29 protein-coding genes, 1 tRNA gene and 1 pseudogene are annotated in these 25,655 nt (G+C 61.3%); 13 read left to right on the forward strand and 18 right to left on the reverse strand.

Features of this window, described 5'->3' with window-relative positions; genetic code table 11:
* Positions 1-52: 52 nt before the first annotated feature.
* Both ACZ899_RS02870 and aat read right to left on the reverse strand, forming a co-directional pair.
* Complete coding sequence (locus tag ACZ899_RS02870; RefSeq protein ID WP_234560761.1) at positions 53-760, reverse strand: arginyltransferase; 708 nt, start codon at positions 758-760, stop codon at positions 53-55.
* A 57-nt stretch (positions 761-817) separates the two neighbouring features.
* A complete protein-coding gene (gene aat / locus ACZ899_RS02875) occupies positions 818-1,498 on the reverse strand; it encodes a leucyl/phenylalanyl-tRNA--protein transferase (RefSeq protein ID WP_234560760.1) in 681 nt (226 codons plus the stop codon).
* A 425-nt stretch (positions 1,499-1,923) separates the two neighbouring features.
* Here aat and ACZ899_RS02880 point away from each other — a divergent pair, with 425 nt between their 5' ends.
* The 6 genes from ACZ899_RS02880 (at position 1,924) to cysG (ending at position 9,454) form a co-directional block, all read left to right on the forward strand.
* Complete coding sequence (locus tag ACZ899_RS02880) at positions 1,924-4,356, forward strand: DNA translocase FtsK (protein WP_234560759.1); 2,433 nt, start codon at positions 1,924-1,926, stop codon at positions 4,354-4,356.
* Between the two features lie 62 nt (positions 4,357-4,418).
* The gene (lolA, locus tag ACZ899_RS02885) at positions 4,419-5,042 is read left to right on the forward strand and encodes an outer membrane lipoprotein periplasmic chaperone LolA (RefSeq protein ID WP_232855646.1); all 624 of its coding nucleotides are present in this window, start codon (positions 4,419-4,421) and stop codon (positions 5,040-5,042) included.
* A gap of 12 nt (positions 5,043-5,054) precedes the next feature.
* Positions 5,055-6,380, forward strand: a complete 1,326-nt coding sequence (locus ACZ899_RS02890) for a replication-associated recombination protein A (protein ID WP_110733657.1) — start codon at positions 5,055-5,057, stop codon at positions 6,378-6,380.
* Entirely contained in the window at positions 6,377-6,751 is a 375-nt protein-coding gene (gene crcB / locus ACZ899_RS02895; protein ID WP_102682642.1) for a fluoride efflux transporter CrcB, read from the forward strand. The genes ACZ899_RS02890 and crcB overlap by 4 nt, the downstream gene beginning before the upstream one ends.
* A gap of 30 nt (positions 6,752-6,781) precedes the next feature.
* Positions 6,782-8,062, forward strand: a complete 1,281-nt coding sequence (gene serS, locus ACZ899_RS02900) for a serine--tRNA ligase (RefSeq protein ID WP_232855644.1) — start codon at positions 6,782-6,784, stop codon at positions 8,060-8,062.
* The gene (cysG, locus tag ACZ899_RS02905) at positions 8,063-9,454 is read left to right on the forward strand and encodes a siroheme synthase CysG (RefSeq protein WP_234560758.1); all 1,392 of its coding nucleotides are present in this window, start codon (positions 8,063-8,065) and stop codon (positions 9,452-9,454) included.
* 113 nt (positions 9,455-9,567) lie between these two features.
* Here cysG and ACZ899_RS02910 read toward each other — a convergent pair whose 3' ends face one another.
* The 8 genes from ACZ899_RS02910 to ACZ899_RS02945 all read right to left on the reverse strand — a co-directional run bounded on the left by ACZ899_RS02910 (position 9,568) and on the right by ACZ899_RS02945 (position 15,373).
* The gene (locus ACZ899_RS02910; protein ID WP_234560757.1) at positions 9,568-10,530 is read right to left on the reverse strand and encodes a glutathione S-transferase family protein; all 963 of its coding nucleotides are present in this window, start codon (positions 10,528-10,530) and stop codon (positions 9,568-9,570) included.
* 97 nt (positions 10,531-10,627) lie between these two features.
* Positions 10,628-11,611, reverse strand: coding sequence for a glycosyl transferase family protein (locus ACZ899_RS02915; protein ID WP_234560769.1), 984 nt, complete (start codon positions 11,609-11,611; stop codon positions 10,628-10,630).
* A 29-nt stretch (positions 11,612-11,640) separates the two neighbouring features.
* Positions 11,641-11,976: a TusE/DsrC/DsvC family sulfur relay protein gene (locus ACZ899_RS02920; protein WP_028692378.1), complete on the reverse strand. Its 336-nt coding sequence runs from the start codon at positions 11,974-11,976 to the stop codon at positions 11,641-11,643.
* Entirely contained in the window at positions 11,973-12,269 is a 297-nt protein-coding gene (gene tusB, locus ACZ899_RS02925) for a sulfurtransferase complex subunit TusB (protein WP_096048157.1), read from the reverse strand. Before tusB ends, ACZ899_RS02920 begins: the two co-directional genes overlap by 4 nt.
* The gene (gene tusC / locus ACZ899_RS02930) at positions 12,269-12,628 is read right to left on the reverse strand and encodes a sulfurtransferase complex subunit TusC (RefSeq protein ID WP_234560756.1); all 360 of its coding nucleotides are present in this window, start codon (positions 12,626-12,628) and stop codon (positions 12,269-12,271) included. The genes tusB and tusC overlap by 1 nt, the downstream gene beginning before the upstream one ends.
* Before the next feature lies 1 nt (position 12,629).
* Positions 12,630-13,022 (reverse strand): sulfurtransferase complex subunit TusD, encoded by a 393-nt coding sequence (gene tusD, locus ACZ899_RS02935; protein WP_028692375.1) that lies wholly within the window; start codon positions 13,020-13,022, stop codon positions 12,630-12,632.
* A gap of 86 nt (positions 13,023-13,108) precedes the next feature.
* Positions 13,109-14,488 (reverse strand): nucleobase:cation symporter-2 family protein, encoded by a 1,380-nt coding sequence (locus ACZ899_RS02940; RefSeq protein WP_110733680.1) that lies wholly within the window; start codon positions 14,486-14,488, stop codon positions 13,109-13,111.
* Between the two features lie 213 nt (positions 14,489-14,701).
* Positions 14,702-15,373, reverse strand: a complete 672-nt coding sequence (locus ACZ899_RS02945; RefSeq protein ID WP_028692373.1) for a Bax inhibitor-1/YccA family protein — start codon at positions 15,371-15,373, stop codon at positions 14,702-14,704.
* Positions 15,374-15,520: 147 nt separating this feature from the next.
* Between ACZ899_RS02945 and ACZ899_RS02950 the strand changes: the two genes are divergently transcribed.
* Positions 15,521-15,608 (forward strand) — tRNA-Ser (locus ACZ899_RS02950).
* Positions 15,609-15,729: 121 nt separating this feature from the next.
* Here the strand turns inward: ACZ899_RS02950 and ACZ899_RS02955 are convergent.
* The 4 genes from ACZ899_RS02955 to ACZ899_RS02970 form a co-directional block, all read right to left on the reverse strand.
* Entirely contained in the window at positions 15,730-16,779 is a 1,050-nt protein-coding gene (locus ACZ899_RS02955; RefSeq protein WP_234560755.1) for a tyrosine-type recombinase/integrase, read from the reverse strand.
* 1 nt (position 16,780) lies between these two features.
* A complete protein-coding gene (locus tag ACZ899_RS02960) occupies positions 16,781-17,026 on the reverse strand; it encodes a DUF4224 domain-containing protein (RefSeq protein WP_234560754.1) in 246 nt (81 codons plus the stop codon).
* Between the two features lie 82 nt (positions 17,027-17,108).
* Complete coding sequence (locus tag ACZ899_RS02965) at positions 17,109-17,873, reverse strand: hypothetical protein (RefSeq protein ID WP_234560753.1); 765 nt, start codon at positions 17,871-17,873, stop codon at positions 17,109-17,111.
* 43 nt (positions 17,874-17,916) lie between these two features.
* Positions 17,917-18,186 carry a hypothetical protein gene (locus tag ACZ899_RS02970; protein ID WP_234560752.1) on the reverse strand — a complete coding sequence of 90 codons (270 nt, stop codon included), beginning with the start codon at positions 18,184-18,186 and terminating at the stop codon, positions 17,917-17,919.
* A gap of 680 nt (positions 18,187-18,866) precedes the next feature.
* Here ACZ899_RS02970 and ACZ899_RS02975 point away from each other — a divergent pair.
* Positions 18,867-20,159 carry an AAA family ATPase gene (locus tag ACZ899_RS02975; RefSeq protein ID WP_234560751.1) on the forward strand — a complete coding sequence of 431 codons (1,293 nt, stop codon included), beginning with the start codon at positions 18,867-18,869 and terminating at the stop codon, positions 20,157-20,159.
* The gene (locus tag ACZ899_RS02980; protein WP_234560750.1) at positions 20,156-20,668 is read left to right on the forward strand and encodes a PIN domain-containing protein; all 513 of its coding nucleotides are present in this window, start codon (positions 20,156-20,158) and stop codon (positions 20,666-20,668) included. The genes ACZ899_RS02975 and ACZ899_RS02980 overlap by 4 nt, the downstream gene beginning before the upstream one ends.
* Before the next feature lie 96 nt (positions 20,669-20,764).
* Here the strand turns inward: ACZ899_RS02980 and ACZ899_RS02985 are convergent, their stop codons facing one another.
* From ACZ899_RS02985 to ACZ899_RS02995, 3 genes are read right to left on the reverse strand one after another with little or no spacing between them, the layout of a single operon-like run.
* Positions 20,765-21,148, reverse strand: a complete 384-nt coding sequence (locus tag ACZ899_RS02985) for a helix-turn-helix domain-containing protein (RefSeq protein WP_234560749.1) — start codon at positions 21,146-21,148, stop codon at positions 20,765-20,767.
* A gap of 3 nt (positions 21,149-21,151) precedes the next feature.
* Positions 21,152-21,814 (reverse strand): ParB/RepB/Spo0J family partition protein, encoded by a 663-nt coding sequence (locus ACZ899_RS02990; RefSeq protein ID WP_234560748.1) that lies wholly within the window; start codon positions 21,812-21,814, stop codon positions 21,152-21,154.
* A 15-nt stretch (positions 21,815-21,829) separates the two neighbouring features.
* Positions 21,830-22,003, reverse strand: coding sequence for a hypothetical protein (locus ACZ899_RS02995; protein WP_234560747.1), 174 nt, complete (start codon positions 22,001-22,003; stop codon positions 21,830-21,832).
* A gap of 553 nt (positions 22,004-22,556) precedes the next feature.
* Between ACZ899_RS02995 and ACZ899_RS03000 the strand changes: the two genes are divergently transcribed.
* From ACZ899_RS03000 to ACZ899_RS03015, 4 genes and pseudogenes are all read left to right on the forward strand, one after another.
* Positions 22,557-23,078 carry a hypothetical protein gene (locus ACZ899_RS03000; protein ID WP_234560746.1) on the forward strand — a complete coding sequence of 174 codons (522 nt, stop codon included), beginning with the start codon at positions 22,557-22,559 and terminating at the stop codon, positions 23,076-23,078.
* Positions 23,079-23,242: 164 nt separating this feature from the next.
* A complete protein-coding gene (locus ACZ899_RS03005) occupies positions 23,243-24,199 on the forward strand; it encodes a hypothetical protein (protein ID WP_234560745.1) in 957 nt (318 codons plus the stop codon).
* Between the two features lie 61 nt (positions 24,200-24,260).
* Positions 24,261-24,575, forward strand: a pseudogene (locus tag ACZ899_RS03010) (phage holin, lambda family).
* A 69-nt stretch (positions 24,576-24,644) separates the two neighbouring features.
* Positions 24,645-25,007, forward strand: coding sequence for a hypothetical protein (locus tag ACZ899_RS03015; RefSeq protein ID WP_234560744.1), 363 nt, complete (start codon positions 24,645-24,647; stop codon positions 25,005-25,007).
* A gap of 315 nt (positions 25,008-25,322) precedes the next feature.
* Here ACZ899_RS03015 and ACZ899_RS03020 read toward each other — a convergent pair whose 3' ends face one another.
* Positions 25,323-25,637 (reverse strand): hypothetical protein, encoded by a 315-nt coding sequence (locus ACZ899_RS03020; RefSeq protein WP_234560742.1) that lies wholly within the window; start codon positions 25,635-25,637, stop codon positions 25,323-25,325.
* Positions 25,638-25,655: the final 18 nt, after the last annotated feature.

Below are 25,655 nucleotides of genomic sequence, written 5' to 3' on the forward strand. Positions count from 1 at the left end.
CAAAAAAGTGGCGTGGATTATGCCCGAAATTTGTGTTTCAAGCCAATGTCTTTCAGTTGAGGCTGACCCAGCGCTGGTTGATCAGCAGTTCGATGGGGCGGTACTGGGTCTTGTAGTTCATCTTCTTGCAGTTCTTGATCCAGTAACCGAGGTACACCGCCTCGAGGTCCTGGCGCAGGGCCTCGGTGATCTGCCAGAGGATGGCGTAGCGCCCCAGGCTGCGGCGTTCCTCCTCGGGTTCATAGAAGGTGTACACCGCCGACAGGCCGTTGGGCAGCAGGTCGCACACCGCCACGGCCAGCAGCCGGCCCTCCAGGCGGAACTCGTAGAACCAGCAGAACGGCAGGTCGCGGACCAGGAAGGTGGAGAACTGGTCGCGGCTGGGCGGGTACATGTCGCCGTCGGCGTGGCGTTGCTCGATATAGCGCCGGTACAGGTCGAAGTATTCTTCCTTGAAGGACGGGCGGGCGGCAGTGACGGTCAGGTCGGCATTGCGCTTGAGGATGCGCCGCTGCTGGCGGTTGGGAATGAAGCGCGCCGCCGGGATGCGCGCCGGCACGCAGGCGTTGCATTGCTGGCAATGCGGGCGATAAAGGTGGTCGCCGCTGCGGCGAAAGCCCATTTCCGACAGGTCGGCGTAGATGTGCACGTCCATCGGCTGGCTCGGGTCGAGGAACAGCGTGGTCGCCTGTTCATCCGGCAGGTAGCTGCAGGAGTGGGGTTGAGTGGCATAGAACTTCAACCGCGCCAGCTCTGTCATGATCAACCCCTTAGGTGAGACGTTGTCTCTAAGTGTAAGCCAGCTCCGGGAACTCGCCTAGGCAACCCAGCGGGCGCCGCTGGGCTGGTCCAGGTACTGCGCCAGATGGCTGGCGAAGTCGGCCCGGCTGATGGCGCGGGCGCCCAGGCTGTGCAGGTGGTCAGTCGGCATCTGGCAGTCGATCAGCACGAAGCCGGCCTGCCTGAGGTGCTCGACCAGGGTCACGAAGCCTACCTTGGAGGCGTTGTCGGCGCGGCTGAACATCGACTCGCCGAAGAACAGCCGGCCCATGGCCAGGCCGTACAGGCCGCCGACCAGCTCGCCGTCGCGGCGCACCTCCACCGAATGGGCGATGCCGCGCCGGTGCAGCTCGCAGTAGGCGGCGCGCATGTTGTCGGTGATCCAGGTGCCGTCGGCATAGTCCCGTGGCGCGGCGCAGGCGTCGATCACGGCGCTGAAGTCGCTGTCGAAGCTCACCTGGTAGCGGCCCTGGCGGATCAGCTTGGCCAGCGAGCGCGAGACGTGCAGCTCGTCCGGGAACAATACGGTGCGCGGGTCGGGTGACCACCAGAGGATTGGCTGGCCATCCTGGTACCAGGGGAAGCAGCCATGGCGATAGGCCGCGACCAGGCGGTCCGGGGTCAGGTCGCCGCCGGCGGCAAGCAGGCCATTGGGGTCGTGCAGGGCCTTTTCCAGGGGCGGGAAGGTCAGCGAATCGCGGGTCAGCCAGGTGAGCATGGGGTTCTTGAGCGGCGGGGGAGGGGAGAGGGCAGCATGGCGTGCGTGCCTGGCAGGGTCAACTGCTGTGGCGCCTTCGCGGGCAAACCCGCTCCCACAGGCGTGCCGATAACCCTGTGGGAGCGGGTTTACCCGCGAAGGCGCCGGATCAGGCGAAACCCTTGGTAATTGCCCTGCCATTGACAGGTCACTTGGCACCATCTGGCGCTTTTGCTGTCACACCTGTGCAAAAACACAGCATAAGCCTTTGTCACAAAAGAAAATGCATGCTCAAATTGCAGCTATATGAAAGTAGCCCCCGTTCACGCCCCACACGGCGTGCCGCCATGGCGGCTGGCGGGCAGTAATGTTAAAAGTAGTGGTTCATTGGCCAGTGACCGGCCAATCACTATTGGACGCGCAGCACGCGCAGGAATAGACGCGTTTTGAAGAAATCCACCGCAACTCCAGCCCCCTTGCCAGTGCCCCTGTGGCGGCAACAGCTGCATTACCGCCTGAAGGAAGGTGCGCTGATTGCCGTCGGTGCCCTGTGCCTGTACCTGTGGATGGCACTGGTCACCTACGACACCGCCGACCCGGGCTTCAGCCACACCAGCAATGCCGAGCAGGTGCAGAACGCCGCCGGCCGCGCCGGGGCCTACTTCGCCGACATCCTGTTCATGGTGCTTGGCTACTTCGCCTATATCTTCCCGCTGCTGCTGGCGATCAAGACCTGGCAGATCTTCCGCGAGCGCCACCAGCCCTGGCAGTGGAGCGGCTGGCTGTTCTCCTGGCGCCTGATCGGCCTGGTGTTCCTGGTGTTGTCGGGCGCGGCGCTGGCGCATATCCACTTCCACCCGCCGGCGAGCATGCCGTTCTCCGCCGGTGGCGCCTTGGGCGAGAGCCTCGGCGATCTGGCGCGCAACCTGCTCAACGTGCAGGGCAGCACGCTGATGTTCATCGCCCTGTTCCTGTTCGGCCTGACCGTGTTCACCGACCTCTCGTGGTTCAAGGTGATGGACCTCACCGGCAAGATCACCCTCGACCTGTTCGAACTGGTGCAGGGCGCCGCCAACCGCTGGTGGGAGGCGCGCAACGAGCGCAAGCGCCTGGAAGCCCAGCTGCGTGAAGTCGACGACCCGGTCTTCGACCTGGGCGACAAGCGCGAGCCGGCCAAGCCGCAGCCGCGTGAACGCGCCGAGCCCGTGGTGATGCGCGAAGAGCCGCCGGCCCGCCCGGTCGCGCCGCGCGAAACCGTGGTAGCTCGCCCGCAGCCCGCCGCCCCGGTGATCATCCCGCCGACCGCGGACAAGGCGCCGGAGCCGAGCAAGCGGGTCATGAAGGAAAAACAAGCGCCGTTGTTCATCGACAGCGCTGTGGAAGGCACCTTGCCGTCGATTTCCATCCTTGACCCGGCCGAGCAGAAAAAGATCGAGTATTCGCCGGAATCCCTGGCCGGCGTCGGCCAGTTGCTGGAGATCAAGCTCAAGGAATTCGGCGTGGAAGTCGCGGTCGACTCGATCCACCCGGGCCCGGTGATCACCCGCTACGAGATCCAGCCGGCCGCAGGCGTCAAGGTCAGCCGTATCGCCAACCTGGCCAAGGACCTGGCGCGCTCGCTGGCGGTCACCAGCGTGCGCGTGGTCGAGGTCATTCCCGGCAAGACCACCGTGGGTATCGAGATCCCCAACGAGAACCGCCAGATGGTGCGCTTCTCCGAGGTGCTGTCGTCGCCGCAGTTCGACGAGAACAAGTCGCCGGTCACCCTGGCCCTGGGCCATGACATCGGCGGCAAGCCGGTGATCACCGACCTGGCCAAGATGCCGCACCTGCTGGTGGCCGGTACCACCGGTTCCGGTAAGTCGGTGGGTGTGAACGCGATGATCCTGTCGATCCTGTTCAAGTCGGGCCCGGAAGACGCGCGGTTGATCATGATCGACCCGAAGATGCTCGAGCTGTCGATCTACGAAGGCATCCCGCACCTGCTGTGCCCGGTGGTCACCGACATGAAGGACGCCGCCAACGCCCTGCGCTGGAGCGTGGCCGAGATGGAGCGCCGTTACAAGCTGATGGCGGCCATGGGCGTGCGCAACCTGGCGGGCTTCAACCGCAAGATCAAGGACGCCCAGGAAGCCGGCGAGATCATCCACGACCCGCTGTACCGTCGCGAAAGCATGGATGACGAGCCGCCAGCGCTGAAGACCCTGCCGACCATCGTGGTGGTGGTCGACGAGTTCGCCGACATGATGATGATCGTCGGCAAGAAGGTCGAAGAGCTGATCGCCCGTATCGCCCAGAAGGCCCGTGCCGCCGGTATCCACCTGATCCTGGCCACCCAGCGCCCGTCGGTGGACGTGATCACCGGCCTGATCAAGGCCAACATCCCGACCCGCATGGCGTTCCAGGTGTCGAGCAAGATCGACTCGCGGACCATCATCGACCAGGGCGGCGCCGAACAGCTGCTCGGTCACGGTGACATGCTCTACATGCCGCCGGGCACCAGCCTGCCGATCCGCGTGCATGGCGCGTTCGTTTCCGACGACGAGGTGCATCGTACGGTCGAGGCCTGGAAGCTGCGCGGCGCGCCGGACTACAACGATGACATCCTCAACGGCGTCGAGGAGGCCGGCAGTGGCTTCGAAGGCGGCGGTGGCGGCGGCGATGGCGACGACCCGGAAGCCGACGCGCTCTACGACGAAGCCGTGCAGTTCGTGCTGGAAAGCCGCCGGGCGTCGATCTCGGCGGTACAACGCAAGCTCAAGATCGGCTACAACCGCGCCGCGCGGATGATCGAGTCGATGGAGATGGCCGGCGTGGTCACGCCGATGAACAGCAACGGCTCGCGGGAAGTGATTGCCCCGGGCGGCCCGCGCGACTGATGAACAACCTGCCGGGCGCCATTGACGGCGTCCGGCCCCTTCACTGTGCAATGAGGATTTCCATGCGCGCGATTCGCATGCTGTTGGTTTCTGCCCTGGCTACGGCCAGCCTGTCGGCCCAGGCCGGCGAACAGGACGTCCAGCGCCTGACGCAATTGCTGGAAAAGTCGCAGACCATCGAAGCCAATTTCTCCCAGCTGACCCTGGATGCCGGCGGCACCAGCCTGCAGGAGACCAATGGCAAGATGACCGTCAAGCGCCCGGGCCTGTTCTACTGGCACACCGATGCGCCCCAGGAGCAAGTGGTGGTGTCCGACGGCAAGAACGTCACCCTGTGGGACCCTGACCTGGAGCAGGCCACCGTCAAGAAGCTCGACGTGCGCCTGAACCAGACCCCGGCGCTGCTGCTGTCCGGCGATGTGTCGAAGATCAGCCAGAGCTTCGACATCACCTCCAAGGAGCAGGGCGAAGTGATGGACTTCACCTTGAAGCCCAAGACCAAGGACACCCTGTTCGACTCGCTGCGCGTGTCGTTCCGCAGGGGCCTGATCAATGACATGCAGCTGATCGACAGCGTCGGCCAGCGCACCAACATCCTGTTCAATGGCGTCAAGGCCAACCAGGCGGTGCCGGACAGCAAGTTCCAGTTCGACATCCCCAAGGGCGCTGACGTCATCAAGGAGTAAGCGGAGCCTGTGATGGACCTGTTTCGAAGCGAACCCGTCGCCCAGCCCCTGGCCGCCCGCCTGCGTCCGTCCAACCTGGACGAGTACGTCGGCCAGGAGCACCTGCTGGCGCGTGGCAAGCCGCTGCGCGAGGCGCTGGAGCAGGGTGCGCTTCACTCGATGATCTTCTGGGGGCCGCCTGGGGTGGGCAAGACCACCCTGGCGCGGCTGCTGGCGCAGTTCTGCGACGCCCACTTCGAAACGGTGTCGGCGGTGCTGGCCGGGGTCAAGGAGATCCGCCAGGCGGTCGAGGTGGCAAAGCAGCAGGCTGGCCAGTATGGCCGGCGCACCATCCTGTTCGTCGACGAGGTGCACCGCTTCAACAAGTCGCAACAGGACGCCTTCCTGCCCTACGTGGAGGACGGCACGCTGATCTTCATCGGCGCCACCACCGAGAATCCGTCGTTCGAGCTGAACAACGCGCTGCTGTCGCGGGCGCGGGTCTACGTGCTCAAGAGCCTGGACGAGGCCGCGTTGCGCAAGCTGGTCGATCGCGCCCTGAGCGAGGAGCGCGGCCTGGGCAAGCGCAACCTGCGGGTGGGCGATGAGGCGTTCAAGATGCTCATGGCCGCCGCCGACGGCGATGGCCGGCGCATGCTCAACTTCCTCGAGAATGCCTCGGACCTGGCCGAAGACGGCGGCGAGATCGGCGTCGAGCTGCTGCAGAGCCTGCTCGGCGACAGCCGCCGGCGTTTCGACAAGGGCGGCGAGGCCTTCTACGACCAGATTTCCGCGCTGCACAAATCGGTGCGCGGCTCCAATCCGGACGGCGCGCTGTACTGGTACGCGCGCATGCTCGACGGCGGCTGCGACCCGCTGTACATCGCCCGGCGCGTGGTGCGCATGGCCAGCGAGGACATCGGCAACGCCGACCCTCGCGCCCTGAGCCTGTGCCTGGCGGCGTGGGACGTACAGGAGCGCCTGGGCAGCCCCGAAGGCGAGCTGGCGGTGGCCCAGGCCATCACCTACATTGCCTGCGCGCCGAAGAGCAACGCGGTGTACATGGGCTTCAAGGCGGCCATGCGCGAGGCCGCCGAGCACGGCTCTCTGGAAGTGCCGCTGCACCTGCGCAACGCACCGACCAAGCTGATGAAGCAACTGGGCTATGGCGAGGAGTACCGCTATGCCCACGACGAGCCGGACGCCTACGCCGCCGGCGAGGACTATTTCCCCGAGCAGCTCGAGCCGCGCCAGTACTACCAGCCGGTGCCGAGGGGGCTTGAGCTGAAGATCGGCGAGAAGCTCAAGCACCTGGCCGAGCTCGACCGCAACAGCCCCCGTCAGCGGAGAAAACCGTGATTGCACTTATCGCTGCCGTCAGCGCCGGCGGGATTGCCGGCACGCTGCTGCGCTTCGCCACCGCCAACTGGGTCGCGGCCCACTGGCCACGGCACTTCTATGCCGGTACGCTGGCGGTCAACCTGGTCGGCTGCCTGCTGATCGGCCTGCTCTACGGCTTGTTCCTGCACAAGCCGCTGGTGCCGGTCGAGCTGCGCGCCGGGCTGATCGTCGGCTTTCTCGGCGGCCTGACCACTTTTTCCTCCTTCTCGCTCGATACCGTGCGCCTGATGGAAAGCGGGCAGGTCCCGCTGGCCTTGGGCTATACCATTATCAGCGTGGTAGGCGGCCTGCTCGCGACCTGGGCCGGCCTGTCCCTGACCCGATTCTGAACCAACACCTACTTATAACGAGAGAACGATATGCTCGATTCCAAACTGTTACGCGGCCAACTTCAGGAAGTGGCGGACCGCCTGGCCTCCCGTGGCTTCAGCCTGGATGTCGCGCGCATCGAATCGCTGGAAGAGCGCCGCAAGGCGGTGCAGACCCGCACCGAGCAACTGCAGGCCGAGCGTAACGCCCGTTCCAAATCGATCGGTCAGGCCAAGGCCAAGGGCGAGGACATCGCGCCGCTGATGGCTGACGTCGAGCGCATGGCCAATGAGCTGGCCGCCGGCAAGACCGAGCTGGACGGTATCCAGGCCGAGCTGGACGGCATCCTGCTGACCATCCCCAACCTGCCGGACGCCAGCGTGCCGGTCGGCGCCAGCGAAGACGACAACGTCGAAGTGCGCCGCTGGGGCACCCCGACCACCTTCGACTTCGAGATCAAGGACCACGTCGCCCTGGGTGAAGTCAGCGGTGGCCTGGACTTCGAGGCCGCGGCCAAGCTCTCCGGCGCCCGCTTCGCCGTGCTGCGCGGCCCGATCGCCCGCCTGCACCGCGCCCTGGCGCAGTTCATGATCAACCTGCACACCGGCGAGCACGGCTACGAGGAGCACTACACCCCGTACCTGGTGCAGGCCCCGGCCCTGCAGGGCACCGGCCAGCTGCCGAAGTTCGAGGAAGACCTGTTCAAGATCAGCCGTGAAGGCGAGGCCGACTTCTACCTGATCCCGACCGCCGAAGTGTCGCTGACCAACCTGGTGGCCGGCGAGATCCTCGACGCCAAGCAGCTGCCGCTGAAGCTGGTCGCCCACACCCCGTGCTTTCGCAGCGAAGCCGGCGCCTCGGGCCGCGACACCCGCGGCATGATCCGTCAGCACCAGTTCGACAAGGTCGAGATGGTGCAGGTCGTCGAACCGGCGAAATCCATGGAAGCCCTGGAAGGCCTGACCGCCAACGCCGAGCGTGTGCTACAGCTGCTGGAACTGCCGTACCGCGTGCTGGCGCTGTGCACCGGCGACATGGGCTTCGGTGCGGTGAAGACCTACGACCTGGAAGTGTGGGTGCCGAGCCAGGACAAGTACCGCGAGATCAGCTCCTGCTCCAACTGCGGTGATTTCCAGGCGCGGCGCATGCAGGCCCGCTGGCGCAACCCGGAAACCGGCAAGCCGGAGCTGGTACACACCCTCAACGGTTCGGGCCTGGCTGTCGGCCGGACCCTGGTGGCGGTGCTGGAGAACTACCAGCAGGCCGACGGTTCGATCCGCGTGCCGGACGTGCTCAAGCCGTACATGGGTGGCGTCGAGGTCATTCGCTGAATGGACTACCTGCCGCTTTTCCATAAGCTGCAGGGCGGCCGCGTGCTGGTCGTCGGTGGCGGCGAGATCGCCTTGCGCAAGGCGCGCCTGCTGGCCGATGCCGGCGCCGCGCTGCGGGTGGTGGCGCCGGAGGTCGACGGCCAGCTGGCCGCGCTGGCCCGCGAGGGCGGTGGCGAGGTGCTGGTGCGTGGCTACCAGGCGAGCGACCTGGAGGGTTGCCGCCTGGTAATCGCGGCCACCGACGACTCGGCGCTCAACGCCCAGGTCTCGACCGAGGCCCAGGCACGCAGCCTGCCGGTCAACGTGGTGGATGCCCCGGCCCTGTGCACGGTGATCTTCCCCGCCATCGTCGACCGTTCACCCCTGGTGGTGGCGGTCTCCAGCGGTGGCGACGCCCCGGTGCTGGCGCGCTTGATCCGCGCCAAGCTGGAAGCCTGGATCCCGTCCGCCTACGGCGAGCTGGCCGGGCTGGCGGCGCGTTTCCGGCACAAGGTCAAGGCCTTGTACCCGGACGTCAACCAGCGCCGTGGCTTCTGGGAGAGTGTGTTCCAGGGCCCGGTCGCCGAGCGCCAGCTGGCCGGGCAGGGCGCCGAGGCCGAGCGCCTGTTGCAGGCGATGGTCGATGGCGCGCCGGTGCAGCAGGGCGGCGAGGTGTACCTGGTGGGCGCGGGGCCGGGCGATCCGGACCTGCTGACCTTCCGTGCCCTGCGCCTGATGCAGCAGGCCGACGTGGTGCTGTACGACCGCCTGGTGGCCCCGGCCATCATCGAGATGTGCCGGCGTGACGCCGAGCGTATCTATGTCGGCAAGCGCCGCGCCGACCACGCCGTGCCACAGGACAAGATCAACCGCCTGCTGGTCGACCTGGCCCGTCAGGGCAAGCGCGTGCTGCGGCTCAAGGGTGGCGATCCGTTCATCTTCGGTCGGGGTGGCGAGGAGATCGAGGAGCTGGCGGACGAGGGTATTCCGTTCCAGGTGGTGCCGGGCATCACCGCGGCCAGTGGTTGTTCCGCCTATGGCGGAATTCCGCTGACCCACCGCGATTACGCCCAATCGGTGCGCTTCGTTACCGGTCACCTTAAGGATGGCACCAGCAACCTGCCCTGGGATGACCTGGTGGCGCCGGCCCAGACCCTGGTGTTCTACATGGGTTTGGTCGGGTTGCCGACCATCTGCGCCGAGTTGATCCGTCATGGGCGTGCGGCGAGCACGCCGGCAGCCCTGGTGCAGCAGGGGACCACGCGCAATCAGCGGGTGTTCACCGGTACCCTGGCTGACCTGCCGGAGCTGGTGGCGCGGCATGAAGTGCATGCGCCGACCCTGGTGATCGTTGGGGAAGTGGTGCAACTGCGCGAGAAGCTGGCGTGGTTTGAAGGGGCGCAAGACGCCTGAGCACGTTGTAGATCCACGTGGGAGCGGGCTTGCCCCGCGATGGCGTCAGAGGCGGCAACATTGTTGCCTGATCTGGCGCCATCGCGGGGCAAGCCCGCTCCCACGTGGGGTCTTCATCCTCTCAGCCAGATTCCCTTGCCCGACAACCGCTCCCGATCATGCGGCAAGCCAAAGTCCTGCAACGGCCCCTTGGGCACGATCCCATTCGGGTTGATGGTCTTGTGGCTCATGTAATAGTGCTTCTGGATATGCTCCATGTTCACCGTGCCCGCCACCCCCGGCCACTGGTACAGCTCGCGCAGCCAGTTGGACAGGTTCGGGTAGTCGCTCAGGCGGCGCAGGTTGCACTTGAAGTGCCCGTGGTACACCGCATCGAAACGCACCAGCGTGGTGAACAGGCGCACATCGGCCTCGGTCAGGTACTCGCCGGCCAGGTAGCGCTGGCGACCCAGCAGCCCTTCCAGATGATCCAGCTCGTTGAACACCTCGTCGAAGGCGGTCTCGTAGGCGTCCTGCGAGGTGGCGAAGCCGGCGCGGTATACACCGTTGTTCACGGCCGGGTAGATACGCTCGTTGAGCGCATCGATGGTCGCCCGCAGCGGCTCGGGGTAGAGGTCCAGGGTATTGCCGGTCAAGTCGTCGAAGGCGCTGTTGAAGATGCGGATGATCTCGGCCGACTCGTTGTTGACGATGCGTTTCTCCTGCTTGTCCCACAGCACCGGCACGGTCACGCGCCCGGTGTAGTGCGGGTCGTCCTGGGTGTAGCGCTGGTGCAGGTACTGCAGCGCATCCAGTTGATCGCCGCTGGAGCCTTGCTGCTGGTCGAAGGTCCAGCCGTGCTCGCCCATCAGCCAACTGACCACCGAGACATCGATCACCGACTCCAGGCCCTTGAGGGCGCGGAAGATCAGGGTGCGGTGCGCCCATGGACAGGCCAGCGACACATAAAGGTGGTAGCGGCCGGCCTCGGCGGCGGGCAGCGGGTTGCGCCGCTGCGCGTTCTCGCGCTGGAAGGCGCCGTCCTTGCTGCTCTGGTACCACTGGTCATGCCAGCGGCCATCGATCAAAAGGCCCATCTCGGAGCTCCTCGAAACACAATCGTTTGTCGTTGGAGCTCAGTCTAGGGCAAAGCGTTCGAAGAAATAGCGCAAAGACTGCCCTATTCCTATCGGTTTATTCGATGTCTTTACGGGCGGCCCAGTAGGCGCGGGCATTGCCGAACGCCTGCTCGCGTTCCTGGCCGAGCCCACGCAGGGCCAGGGCCATGGTCGCGACCACGGCCAGTTCGCCGTAGCTGTCCTGCGCCTCGCCGCGCCACACCGCCAGCAGGTGCTCGGGCTGCAGGCTGGCCGGCTTCACATGGCGCTGGGCGCTGAGCGCCGGCCACTCTTCGTCCCAGGCCTCGCCGGCCGAGGTGCCGTACAGGTGGCTGATGACATCCGGGTTGACCTCGATCTCGCCACCGTCGCCCTTGATGACCACGGCATGATCGCCGAGCAGGCGGCTGGCTTCGCGGTGCACGGCCTGGTAACCGGGGTGGAAGATGCTCTGCAGGCCGCAGCGGGCGGCAAGCGGGTTGAGCACCCGGGCCAGCGAGTGGATGGGCGAGCGCAGGCCCAGGGTGTTGCGCAGGTCGATCATGCGCTGCAGTTGCGGTGCCCAGTCCTGCAACGGGAAGAAGGCCAGTCGGCGGCTGTCCAGGGCCTGCTCCACGGCCGTCCAGTCACGGCAGAGCGGGATGTCCAGCAGATCGAGCAATTGCTCGGTGTACAGCCGCCCGGCCGTATGGGCGCCACCACCGTGCATCAGGATGCGCACGCCATTGCCTGCCAGGCATTTGGCCGCCAGCAGGTACCAGGGCAGGTGGCGCTTCTTGCCGGCGTAGCTCGGCCAGTCGAGGTCGATGGCGATGCGCGGCGCCTGCAGGTGGGCGCGCAGGGCCTCGGTGAAGCCGGCCAGCTCCTCGGCGCTTTCTTCCTTGTGCCGCAGCAGCATCAGGAAGGCGCCCAGCTGGGTGTCCTCGACCTTGCCTTCGAGCAGCAGGGTCATGGCGGCGCGGGCCTCCTCGCGGGTCAGGCCGCGGGCGCCGCGCTTGCCCTTGCCGAGGATGCGCACGAACTCGGCGAACGGGTGTTCGGCCGGGGTTTCCAGGGTCAGCGGGCGTACGTCGTTCAGCTGTGGCTCGGTCATATGCAGTTGGTCGGCTTGGGCAGGCCCGCCAGCTTGGCGGCGAGTTTGGCGGGGGTGCCGTTGAACAGGCGGTTCAGGTGCGGGCTGTTGCCTTTTTCCGCCCCGAGCTTGAGCGCGGTGTACTTGATCAGCGGACGGGTGGCCGGCGACAGCTGGTATTCCTGGTAGAACTGGCGCAGTAGCTCGAGGATTTCCCAGTGGTCCGCGGTCAGGGCGATGCTTTCGCGCGTGGCGAGGGCCTCGGCGACTTCGTGGGACCAGTCCTGCAGCTCGACCAGGAAGCCGTCCTTGTCCAGGGCGATGTGGCGATCGCCGACAGTCAGGGTACTCATAGCCAGCTGTTGACCTTGTCGTGGTGCAGGGAGAGCTCGACGAAGGCGGCGTAGTCCACGGCCTTGGCCAGCGGGTTGTCGAGGGCGCGGGCCTGCAGGTCTTCGGCGAGGGCGAACAGGCGTTCGCCGAGGTTGGCGGCCTGCAGGGCAGCGAACGGCTCGCTGCCGGCCTTGAGCGCGTAGGTGGCGTCGCCGCACAGCAGCAGCGCGTCTTGCGGGCCCAGCAGGCGCAGGCAGCTGGCCAGGCGCTCGTCGCCGAAGGGCGAGTGGGCGATTACATGCAGGGTCGTCATCAGAGCGTCACCACCTGGTCGAAACGGGCAATCAGCGCGGCCAGCGCGGTAGCGTCGAGGACCTCGACCGGCAGCGCCAGGGCATCACCGTCCAGCCCCCGGCGGGCCAGGCTGTGGCCGCAGGCGAACAGTTCCTCGACCCCGAACATCGGCAGGGCCTGGAGGTTGGCGGTCAGGTTCTTCTGCTGCAGGGCGTCGGGTTGCTGCGCGGCGGCGAGCTGGAACACGCCGTCATCGAGGAACAGCATGCCCAGCGGCAGGTCGAAGGCGCCGCCGGCCAGGGCGATGTCCAGCGCCTCGCGGGCGGACGGGCCGCTCCAGGGCGCCTGGCGGCTGATGATCAACAAGGACTTGGCCATCTCAATCACCTCCGAAGCAGACCAGGCGGTCGGCCAGTTGCGCGGCTTCGTGCAACTGGCCCAGGCCGGACAGCTCCCACGGCATCGGCAGGTTCACCGCCGGGCGCTGGTAGCGGTTGGCTTCAGTATCGTCGAGCACGCCCCGGCGCAGGGCCGCGGCGATGCACACCACGGCGTCCAGGCGGTGGTCGCTGACAAAGGCGCGCCACTGCGCGGCCACGTCGAGCTCGTCCTGGGGCGTGACGATATTGGCCGAGGCGCTGTGCACCCCATCCTGGTAGAAGAACAATCGGGCTATTTCATGCCCGCCGGCCAGCACCGCCTCGGCAAAGCGCAAGGCGCGGCGCGAGGAGGGCGCATGGGCCGGGGAAAAGACCGCGATGGCGAATTTCATGGAAGGCTCGTGCAAATGAATGCGGCCATGATAAAGCAAAAAGCCCGCGCTGGTGGGCGCGGGCTTTTTGCTCAGGCGGGCACGGCTCAGGCCTGTTCCTTGCCCTCGGGCAGGAACCAGTTGAGCAGCAGGGCGCAGATACCGCCGGTGGCGACGCCCGACTCCAGCACGTTGCGCAGCGCCGCCGGCATGTGCGCGAGGAACTCCGGCACCTGGGCCACGCCCAGGCCCAGCGACAGCGACACGGCGATGATCAGCAGGGCGCGGCGGTCGAGGCGGGTGCTGGCGAGGATATTGATGCCCGAGGCCGCCACGGCGCCGAACATCACCATGGCCGCGCCGCCGAGCACCGGCTCCGGCACCGCCTGGATCACCCCGGCGACGCTGGGGAACAGGCCCAGCAGGATCAGCATGACGGCGATCCAGATGCCGATATGGCGGCTGGCGATGCCGGTCAGCTGAATCACGCCGTTGTTCTGGGCGAAGATCGAGCTGGGGAAGGTGTTGAACAGACCGGCCAGCAGCGAGTTGGCACCGTTGACCAGCACCCCGCCCTTGATCCGTTGCATCCATACCGGGCCTTCCACCGGCTGGCGCGAGACCTTACTGGTGGCGGTCACGTCACCGATGGCTTCCAGCGAGGTGACCAGGTAGATCACCAGCATCGGGATGAACAGCGACCAGGAGAAGCCCAGGCCGAAGTGCAGCGGCGTCGGCACCTGGAACAGCGCGGCCTGGTGCATGCCGGTGAAGTCCAGGCGGCCCAGGTAGCCGGCCAGGGCATAGCCCACGGCCAGGGCGATGACGATGGCGCAGCTGCGCATCCACACCACCGGAATGCGGTTGAGGATGACGATGATCGCCAGCACCACGCCCGACAGCAGCAGGTTCTCGCCATCGGCGAAGGTGCCGTTGGCCATGGCGCCAAAGCCGCCGCCCATGCTGATCAGGCCGACCTTGATCAGGGTCAGGCCGATCATCAGCACGACAATGCCGGTCACCAGCGGGGTGATCAGGCGTTTGACGAAGGGCAGGATGCGCGACACGCCCATTTCCACGAACGAGCCGGCGATGACCACGCCGAAGATCGCCGCCATCACGCTCTCGACCGGCGTGCCCTGCTTGACCATCAGCGCGCCGCCGGCGATCAGCGGGCCGACGAAGTTGAAGCTGGTGCCCTGGACGATCAGCAGCCCGGCGCCGAACGGCCCGAAGCGCTTGCACTGGACGAAGGTGGCGATACCCGAGATCACCAGCGACATCGACACGATCAGGTTGGTGTCACGCGCCGACACGCCCAGCGCCTGGCAGATCAGCAGGCCCGGCGTGACGATCGGCACGATGATCGCCAGCAGGTGCTGCAATGCCGCCAGCAGGCCGATCAGCAGGCGAGGCTTGTCCTCGAGGCCAAGGACCAGTTCATTGGCAGGCGCCGCCGCGCCTGGGCCGTGTTCGTGTGAACTCATGGGAAAATGCCGCCCCGGAAGAAAAAAGGAGCGCATTCTACGGGCAGAAAGGCCATAGGGGTAGAGGCAAGCACGATGGCCGCACAATCGCGGCGGAATGGGCTAATAAGCTGACTTTTAAGTCAATCTTCGGGGGCTTTGCCGATGCTGTTCAGCAGGCACGAAAAAGCCCGCCGAAGCGGGCTTTTTGTGAGGCGCTGTCGACCGATTCGATCAGTCGTCGCGGCCCATGATGCCGAACAGCTGCAGCAGGCTGACGAACAGGTTGTAGATCGATACGTACAGGCTGATGGTGGCCATGATGTAGTTGCGCTCGCCGCCATGGATGATGGCGCTGGTCTGGAACAGGATGCAGACCGACGAGAACAGTACGAAGCCAGCGCTGATCGCCAGTTGCAGGCCGCTGATCTGGAAGAAGAAGCTGGCCACCACGGCACCCAGCAGGACGAAGAAGCCGGCGGTGATGAAGCCGCTGAGGAAGCTCATGTCCTTGCGGGTGATCAGCACGTAGGCCGACAGGCCGCCGAACACCAGGGCGGTCATGGCGAAGGCCGAGCTGACTACTTCGGCGCCACCGGCCATGCCCAGGTAGCGGTTGAGGATCGGGCCGAGGATGAAGCCCATGAAGCCGGTGAGGGCGAAGGTGGACACCAGGCCCCAGGCCGAGTCACGCAGCTTGTTGGTGAGGAAGAACAGGCCGTAGAAGCCGATCAGCACCACGAAGATGTTTGGGTAGCCGACACGCATCTGCTGGGCGACGAAGGCCATGATGCCGCTGAAGGCGAGGGTAAGGGCCAGCAGGCTGTACGTGTTGCGCAGGACCTTGCTGACCTCCTGCTGCTCGACCTGCTGGCCGTGTTGGACGGCGTAATCCTGTTCGCGCATGGCGCACTCCTTTGGGCTGAGACCGCGGTCCGGGACCGGCGGTAGTGGAACGTATGAGGCAGAGCATATCAGAGCTGTCGCAGGGCGCGACACAGAGAGTTTGACAGCTTGTTACATTACGGTATGATTGCCGCCGCAAAACAAGCTGGAAGCGTGGCCGAGTGGTTTAAGGCAACGGTCTTGAAAACCGTCGATGGGCAACTATCCTAGAGTTCGAATCTCTACGCTTCCGCCACATTCAAAGCCCTGATTTTTCAGGGCTTTTTGCGTTTTTGGGGCTTAGTAAAACTACCCATGGGAACACCTTTGGGAATGGCTCCAGGTACTTTGAATTAGGACGCGTCCTAATACTTTGCTCATTTGGTCGGCTTGGCGAGTGCCCCGACGCGTCGATAAACCCTCTCGGTTATGTCTCCTTTCGTATGGCCAAGCAGTAGGCTGGCATGGTCGACATCGGTGATTTCCGAGGCTGCCTTTGGGCGAATGTCGCGGAACTGGAATTGGCTGATCCGGCCCGCTAGCACCTGGTCCCCGGTTGCTACAGCTTCCTTCACCGCTTGCTCTCGTGCATCGTCCCAGCGGTGGCGTAGCATCGCGGCTGTGACCCGTTTGCCCACCTCGGTGAGTATCAAGTAGGGCGAGCCATGAGCCTCATTGCGTTTCAAGATCTTTTCGATCAAGACGCCCAGGCCGCTGGCCAATCCGTCCACCTCCAGCATGATCCGCAGCTTCTTGTGGGTCTTCTTCTGTTTGACGCCGAGAGCTTTGTCCTCGATGTCATCCTTCCTCATCACCAGCACGTCTGCAGGACGCTGGCCTGTCAAATACGCCAAGTCCATGGCGACCCTCAGCTCATCAACCGCTTTCGCATAGACCGCACTCCAGACCGCGTCATTGGCGTAAAAGTCTCGCGGCGTCTCCTTGTTCTTACGCACGCCCTGGCAAGGGTTCTCCTTCGTGGTGAAGCCCCATTCTCGGGCCAGGTTGTAGACGTGGGATAGAAGCGCAATCTCCCGGTTTGCCCTCACGGGCGCTGATCTGGCATCCCTGTACTGTGCGACCAGAGCCGGCGTTATTGCGTCAATCGGCGCCTCATCGAAGAAGGGACGAAGCTGGCGAAGCTCTGCCAGATTGTCCTTTTGTGTTCGTTCCGCCTTCTTGGGGATTACGTCGCGTTGGTACCTATCGAAGATCGCTTTCATCAGCAGCAGATCAAGAGGCTTGTCTTTCGCTTCAAGCTCCGCCCATTTTATTCGGGCGATGTTCAGGTCGGCACCTAGGGTGATCTCTTTTCCCGATCTGTCTAGGTAGTAGTAGCTGACCCAGACCTTGCCACTTTTGCGCTTGCGCTTTCGTTCGTACAGTCGGGGCGGGAGGTGGCGGTTTTCAGTCTTGCGCGGGCGCATGTCATCTCACTTTCGAAAAATCTGGTGTCCACGCGGCGGCCGGTGGTCGGGGTGGTGGAGCGAGGGGTATCGCCTCAAGGGTTACGCCCAGCTTCATGCGGGCGTACTGGCGACCCACCAAAGGGCGGCCGCCGCGGCTCTCGACAAAGTGCCAGCAGCGATCATTGAGCCAGCGGCGTTGCCACCCTCTGGCTTTGTAGCCGGTTAGATCTGCCAGCTCTTCGTCAGAAAGGATCTCGGTTTGCATGGGATGGTCTCCGCGCCGCCGGTGGCGGCAATAGCTCTCCATGCCCGCACACGTCGGCGGGCTTGAGTAGTTGGGGGAGGGGTTAGGCTCTAGCGATGATGTCGGCTTCGGCCAACTCGCAGAAGAACGAGCAGGCTGGCAGCTTTTCGTTTCGGCGAATCGGCCCGTCGCCGAGCTCGCGCAGGGAGAACCGAACGTTTGAGGTCCGGTTGCGGAACAGGTAAGAGCCTTCGCCCAGGTCATCCTGAATGGCGCACAGCGCCTCGAACTGCTCCGGGAAGTCTTGCCTGATGGCCCGGAAGTAGCCTTCTCCACCCTTTACGCAGCCTATGCAGTTGGCGTTGTCGTAGCCCAGCCGGTACATCAGGGGCAGCTCGATGCCCGCACGCAGCAGGATGGCCTTGCAGTCATCCTTGCCCAAGCTGCGGTCAATCAGCGGGGCGATCACTGGGCGGTCTGGATTTCGCTCCCTGAAGTCTTCCAGGCGGTCGGCTTCCTCGGCGGTGTAACCGAGCACCATCACATCACCTGGCTGTTTCCACGAGTCGAGCAAGCGCCGCTTGAGGATCTTGGTACACGGCGCCCCGGTTCGGCCTTTCATGTAGCGCTCGCGGCGAAACACCTCGTGGGCGTCGGCGCCGTACTTCTCGTCCCGCAGGACGGTGATCGGCTGGCCGAACCATGTTTCGCAGTCCTGGGCGAATCGGCGGTTGTCGGATTCCTCATTGGCAAGGAACGCATTGATGATCTGCACGTCGTGCGTGCTGCCGTACTCTGCCAAGGCCAGCTTGGTGGCCACCGCCGAAGCGGCGCCGCAACTGAACTGGCAGACGATCCTTGCGCTCATTGCGGCGCCTTCCAGATCAGGTAGGCCATGTAGGCGAGGGCAATCATGATGCAGCCTGCTTTGCTGGCGGCCAGGATGCGTATTCTCCCTGCGGCAGCTCGTCGGTCACGTCATGGCCGGCCCACTCCAAGAATTTCTTGATAGGCATGCGCGGATAGTGGCGCCCAGGGGCCACTGATGGCCCGTCGTACTGGACCTCATCCACGCCGACATAGATGACGGTTCGATCATTGACCAGGCCGCAGCTGCGCACGCACGCGGGCTTCTTGCCGCGATAGGCGCGGCCGCGCTCCAGTTTGAGTATTTCAGGCATGACGATTCCTTGGCCGCTAGATCGCGGCAGTGAATAGAGGGGAGAGGGGTTACAGCTGGGTGGAGTACAAATGTGCTCTATGTGATCTGCGATAAGCCTGGCGTGCTAACTGTCCAGACCATCGAGCACTACCGCCAGCGCATCGTCGAGTCCTAGAGCCAAATTACCGCTCGGAGCGACGAATGAAACGAACCACTGACGCAATCAATCTTGTGACCGCAATCGTGCGACTCATTGATGCGCTATTGCGCGCTGGCTGGCTTTGAGTTAGCGCTTCAGGCACTGACCATCTCTGTGTTGCTGGATCGGTTTTCTATGGGCATGGGGATACCTCGCGGCTATAGTTTCGACGCAGTCAATTTTCGACTGCGGCGAGCTCAAGGTTGGATTACGAATGCCATTTTCATACATAGAGTGCCGGTTAGGAGCGACATCATGGCCAGCGTTTCCCAAACGTTAAGCAATCTAGCTGCCCTCCTATCAGCGTCATTGGGTGCGGGGTAGTGATGGTGCGGATCGTCCGCTTTGTAGCCTTGAGACTTGGATGAGCATGGCCTGGTTTGGTGATGAGGGATCAGTGGAGGCGGCAAAATCGAGGTGCCGGCCTGCTGGTATCTGTCACCTTCCCTCTTTCCGACTTTTAGTTCAGAATGGCCAAAAGCTTTTAGTTGGGAACTGATATGCACAGTTTTGAGAACTTCAAGAATTACTCAAAAGCAAGTATTGACTTGTTTTCGAATGTGACGCTTCTAATTGGTAAGAATGGAAGTGGAAAGTCCAACTTGATTGAGGGTGTTGAGCTTCTTGCAGCCCTAGCGGAGGGGCGGGCGCTGCATGAGCTCGTTGATGGGCGTGGCGGGAGTCAGGCAAGCCTAGCCATTCGTGGTGGGATTCACAGTTGTGTTAAGTTTGGCGAAGATAATTTTACGCTTGGTTTTTCAGGGGCTATCAAATTCTTAGAAGCCAAAGAGCATTTTGATTATGGGATATCTATTTCTATAGATCCGTTTCCGTGCGTGGTTAGTGAGTGGCTTACGGTAGGGGCGCGAAAAATTTTCTTCGCAACTCCCGATGGCCCTAGTCGCGATGGTATGTTGAGTGTGCTGTTTGATAATTTTGCTCGAGGTGGTACCAAGCCACACCGAAAAATGTATGGCGATCGATCAATTTTATCTCGTTATGAGGAGCTTGCTGACGGAAATGATGCAGGAGATAAGAATAAGAAGCTGAAAGCTGTTCAAATGGTTGCAGGGATAAAAAGGTATTTGCAGTCGTCTTATGTTTTTGATCCTAGTCCGAGACTCATGAGGGACTACTGCCGGCTTGGCCAAAACGTCTTGTTGAAGGATGGCTCTAATATTTCTGCTGTCTTGCACATGATGAGTCAGCAAAAGAATAGTGAGGCTCTTAAAAGAATTCTCGCGGTCCTTCGTCAAATTCCCGAGGAACCGTTCCTGGAGTTCGGATTCGTTGTGACTACCCAGCATGATGTTCTGCTGACCCTCAAGTCAGGAGATGCGCCAGTAGATGCGCGCTTGATATCTGACGGTACTTTAAGGGCTTTAGCGGTGCTCGTTGCTTTGGAATCAATACCTGAGCGTTCGCGAGTCGTTATTGAAGAGTTTGATAACGGGCTACACCCAAGTCGGGCTGAGGTGTTGCTAGATGCCATTAAAGAGATAGTAGAGCGTAAAAGTCATAATATTTTGTTGTCTACGCACAATCCTGCAAGCCTAAACTCTCTTGATTCTGAGTGGCTGGCTAATGTTCATGTTTGCTATTGGAGTGCTGATGAAAAGTCCTCCAAGTTAGTTGCGTTGCTGGATATACCTAAGGTTGACAGCTTGCTAGAGGCCAAAGGTGGGTTAGGTGATCTGGTCACTCGCTCAGTGTTTGAAACGCACCTAGCACCTCGATTCGCTGAAGATAAAAAACAGAAAGCCAATGAGTGGCTAAAGCGGTTGAGCAAATGAGCAAAATCATCGTACTCGACACCAGTTTTCTTCTTGAATTGTTTCAGGTTCCTGTAGATTCTGATCCCAAGCTTCATGCTCCCGCTCTGGAGCTAATGAGGGAGGCAATCGAGGGGGCATACGATGTATATTGTACGGTTGGTGTGCTCTATGAAATGGCTAATCATATAGTTGATATAAAGAACCCGGCGGCACAGAAGGGTATTGCTCAGCAATTTAAAGAAATGGTTGAGATGTCTTGGGTGGATGGAACTCCATTTACGATAATTCCGGGCGCGAGTAGCTCGGAGCTGGTGTTGGAGCTGTCTAAGCTCCCGGACTTGTGTGTCACTTATCAGGAATCTATACGCCAGCGACTGAGTTTGGTCGATTGCGTAATTATTGATTTGGCTAAGAGGCTGAGAGAAAGTTATAGGTCTAGACAAAAAAACTGGCCGGCTCATATATGGTCTCGTCATGGTTCTCTCAAGGCTTTAGAGCCTGATAAGTTTGAGCATCTTTATTTTTAGTTTGGATTGGTGGGCTCAGCCTAAACAGCGAGGGGGCAAACTTTTACGCTACAGCCCGGGGCATCGCTGCCTGCGGAGGATGCTCCTCTGCAGGACTCACGCGTGATGTTCGAAGATCTCGGTTTTGCGAACGATTCGAGCCTGGGCAATGCGCCGCTCGGGCGTCCTGCGGTCGCGCCGCAATGGATCATCCTCATCGATGACTGCATGTATGGCAATCAGTCCGGCGAGTGCGATGCACAGCGGGCTGATGATCTGCCGGCGCATAGCTTCGGCCACAGCAGCTGCTCGACGCGCTACGCCGAGTTTGAACATTGCGTTTTCGATGCGGTTGGCAACAGTGCCCGGGGTGATCTGCATCTGCTGGGCAATCTGTTTGGCGGTCATGCCCTGGGCGACACCAAGCAGCGCTTCTAGCTCTCGGGGAGCCAGCCCTTTACCAAGGTGGCCTGTCCATGTGCCGCAAGTGATCGTTTCCATGAGTTATCTCGGTAGAGCGCCTTCCAGGGCTTTGCGCAGCTCAAGAACCAGCACGGTCGGCAGAGTGAGGTGTACGCTGTCTTCGTCGATGGAATCCAGCGTTGCAATCAAATTGCGTGAGGCGGTGTGCACGGCCATCAGCCTGGGCTTCGGGATCGTCGGTCCTTTCATCGTGCCGGCCGTGACCTTCTTCTTTCCTTTGGCCTGAGCTTTTTCCAGCTCGGCGCCTAGCACCTTTCCGGCACCGTCTCCGTGCTCGCGGACAATCTGGGCGGCTGTCGTCGCCGATACATGTCCGGCTGCGACGAGGTTCTGCACGTCGGTGTTTGCATTGCCCACGGTGAGCACCTGCTCGACATGCTGTCTTGTCTTGCCGACCTTCTTGGCGATCTGATCGGGCGTCCACCCGAAGGCTCGCAATCGCTTGTAGCCCTCGACCAGCTCAAGAGTGGAAAGCTTTTCGTTTTCCTGGCTGGTGATGATCCGTGCGACTCGATCTGCATCGCTGCCTTCGAAGGCGGTGACTGCAATCCAAGCCTCGGGAGGCTGCTTAGGATCTTTGCTTGGCGTGCGAGGTAACCGCCCGGCGTTGTCGAGCTTGAGGAGTGAGCGCCGGCGCCGGTGTCCATCGACTACCCAAACACCGCCTTCTGCGCGAGGTCGCACCTCAAGCGGTGGGATCTAGCCGCCCCCGGCGATGAACTCTGCAAGGGTGTCGATACTTGCTTCGAGAGCATCGCCCTCTGTGCGCAGGTTAAAGCCGGGTTCCTCATGGAGGTCTTCCAGCTTCACCTTCATGGCGTCTGCGCGGCGCACATCGCCATCCTTGATCATTTGCTTGAATGACTTTGTCATTGCAATTTACTTCCGTTGGGGCTGCATTGGAGAGCCAATCCCGCCTGTCTCCCTGAACATGTTGATGTAGGGTCGGGAAGGGCTCTCCGATGCAGCCTGGTGCTGGGGAAGACCAAGTGATCGGGCAGTTAACGTCAGGCTGACATGGTGCTAGCGATCTAAATGATTGCTGTCAGAGTCTTGCTGCCATCAGGCTTGATCGTTGTCATTTGCATGACTGCGGCAACGCCTCCAAGGGAAGTAGTGCCATTGCGTATGGTGTTCGCAGATCTGCGAAAGCGCTCATCAAACTTCTCGTCACCATCTGGCAGGTGGGTGGTCACGGTAAGCTCGGTCGCATCTTCGCCATTCGGCCCGGCGGCACCAACTACACCGGGGATTGAGGGGAAAGGAATGATCTACAACAGCGTAACGGGCGCAGTAGTCGCCGATCTGGCGGCCGGAGAAAAAGGGGCGGCCAAAGGTGTGGCAGAAGCTGTACCACTCTGCTGAGGATGAGGGTGGCTGCCTGGCTTCGCTGGGTGGCCGATCTGATGGAGTGGATAGGGTTCAGATGGATTACTGGGTGGCAGCGCGCTTACGCCACTTGTTAGCTCCACAGCAATGGAGTGTACTGAACGCCAAATACGCAACCAGCAAGGCCAGTAAGCTCAAAGGTATCTCAGCAATCGCGCCGCTTGTTGCAAGTCCTGCCCCGCAATTGTTCATTTTCAAGGCTGTGACTGCCTGGGCAATTCCGAAGTTGAAGGGCGTCCATCGCAAAAAGGCTCGTTCGGTGGTGGTCGACGTTCCGCTAGATGCGCCGGCATGGCGTCGAGAGCGCATGATGAATGCTGCATCGGCTGCTGATCATGCCGAGCGCAAGAAGGTGGATGCTCTTACGCAGGGCTTAATAATACTCCCCGACAGCTTCTATGATATGAATACGTGGTACCTTGGCGGAGTTCCGGAGCCTACGCGGTACCGCTGGCGTGCTGGGATCAAGGAGAAGTTTGACGGGCTGGTCAGTGATCCCCTAATGGCCGTGCAAGAAATTCTGGAGGAAGAAGAGCTGCTTAGTGAGCGGGCAGCGTAATTAACTGTTGACTTCGATGAGTAAGTGAGAGAAATTGCCGCCATGATGCCGCTTCTATGTCCTGAATAGAGGCGCTTTCAGCCCAGGCATGGTTGCCGGGTTTCTATGGCTATCTGCCATGTTCTGGGTTATCGTTACAGTATTTCGATACGGTAGTGAATTACATGGACGAACCAGAACCGCTAAATATTGTAATCAGATCTGAAGCTCAGGCATTTGAATACTTAGCTCGGGCTCAGGCAGGTGAGTTTGAGGGAGAAGAAGTTCTTTTATCTTTTTCCGGCTGGCCTGTCCTGGATATCAATGTAAAGGGTGATCGGTACCATAGCACTATTCCTGCGGGGATAATGAAAGGGCTTGTTGAATACCAAGGTGCACTGAACAAAGCTTTTGCGCTAGTATCAAATAGTGATACTTCAAAATCTTTGACTGACGATAACCGGAAAGCGCTAGATGTTACCTTCGAAGTAAAGGAGGGTAGCTCAGATATCAAAAGTGATATTGCTAAGCAGCTTGGAGTTATTGCGCAGCAGGCGATGGGTCATATGAGCGGAACAGAGATAGTCCTAACAGTGCTCGGTATCGCAATTATTGCGAGCCTGACGTACCTTGGTGCAACTAAAATTCGAACTACTGGCGAGAGCGCGGCTGAGAAACAACGCCTAGACTTTGCTAAGGAAGTTGTTGAAAGTAATGTTAAGCTTGCTCAGATTAACAAAGAAGTTACAGAGTCGGCGTTGTCTGTGATTAAAGGTGCTCACGACGCAGAGATACTGAAGCTTGGAAAGTCCGTACTGACTAGGACGGATATCGAGTTTCTCAATCGACGAACACGTTCCTTATCTGATAAGCGACGAATTGATGACTCATTCCATGTGATAAAGCTTCACACCACTGACCAAAAGTGGAAGCTGATCTTAGAACATCCGGTTTACGGTCAGATAAAAGTTGACCTGTATAAGGGTGAGGAAGCAGGCAAAGTTCTAGATGAGATCCAAACCGCTTTCCGGCAAGAAAAGACGGTTAAGCTTTATATGGTGGCATTATTCAAAGAGGAAACGGTTGTTTCTGCGAGTATTGTAGGTACCCCGACACTGGGGTTGCTATACGAAGACGAATGAATAATTTTTTCTAAAAGCCCGCAGAAATGCGGGTTTTTTTGATTTTTTGAGCGTGTTTAGCATGAATGAAAAAGATCCAACTCTTTGGGCTGCAGTGGTTGCATGGCTTGCAGCGCACCAGCCGCAGCTCTACGCGGCTGGAATGTCAGTCGGGATTGCTGCCTTGAGGGTGTTATATGGAGGGGGTAGCAAACGCCAAATGTATCTCGAAGGTGCGTTATGCGGTCTGGTGACTTTGTCGTAGGCCCCACTACTTGAGTGGCTTGGTCTCCCTCAGAGTGTGGCAACCTTTGCAGGGGGTACAGTTGGCTTCTTTGGGGTAGAAAAAGTCCGAGGCTATTACGATCGGATTGTAATTAGACAAAGCGAGAGGTGATTATGCCGCCAACGCGAACTACGAGTGCCCGTCGTCGGTGTTTGTGGAAGGCTTGCGAAGGGCGTTGGCATGAACACCTGGGCCCTACGCTTCACGGGCGCCGGCCTGCTGATCGTGTTCGGCATGGCCGTCGGTACCTGGGTCACAACCCGTCACTTTCGGCCTCTACTGGACAACCAGCAGGACCTGACCACGCAATGCGCGGCGGCCCTGGACAGCCTCGCAGGCTTGGTACAGGAGCAGGGGGAGGCCATTGGTGACCTGACCCTGGCCGCGAACGAGCGCCAGGCCAAGGCTGAGCATGCCGTGGGAGAGGCAACAGCTAGCGCCCAGGTCGACTTTGCCGCAGCGAACCGGCTGCAGCATGAACGCACCGGTGGCGACCAGTGCGCAGCGGCCGCCTCGATCATAGACAAGGAACTGGCTCTATGAGAATTCAGGCGCTGCTGGCCGGCCTGATGCTAGCTGGATGCACGGTCAAACCTCAAACGCAGATACAATACGTGCGCGTTGAGGTTCCGGTGCAGGTACCGTGTCGTGTGCCAGAGGTAACTATGCCGACATGGGTTACTGACAGTCTGCGGAAGACCGACAGCCTTGAAGTGAAGGTGAGAACGTTATTGGCTGAGCGTCGTCAGCGGATCGGATATGAACGTCAACTAGAAGCATCATCATCAGTTTGCCGTTGAGGTGGGTAGCTACATCGACGATAGGGCTCACCTCAACGGGGTGTGCAGCTCTGAGCGTTTAGTCGTCGAGCTCTTGAGCTGCGTCATAATACTGGATTTCGAACAGGTCTTTCAGCCATTCGTACCCATAGTCCCCATACTCAAACAGGTAATGTTCTCCCCGTACCGTCGCGGAAAAAAAGACTCCTTTGCTAGGGTCTGAGTAGGTGTCGACATCCACCTGTCCCAGATGCTCAGCATGATAGACGTTGATATCGGCTGTTCTAAAATATGCAATAGCGAGCGATCTCTTGCGCGCCGGGACGGTCCACTCGGCTAGCGGTCCGTAACCGTTCCGAGTTTTTATGAGATAAAAACGTGATTTCTTTGCCATTTTCCCCTCTCCTGATGG

The sequence above is a fragment of the Pseudomonas sp. TE31087 genome (genome assembly GCF_057284075.1).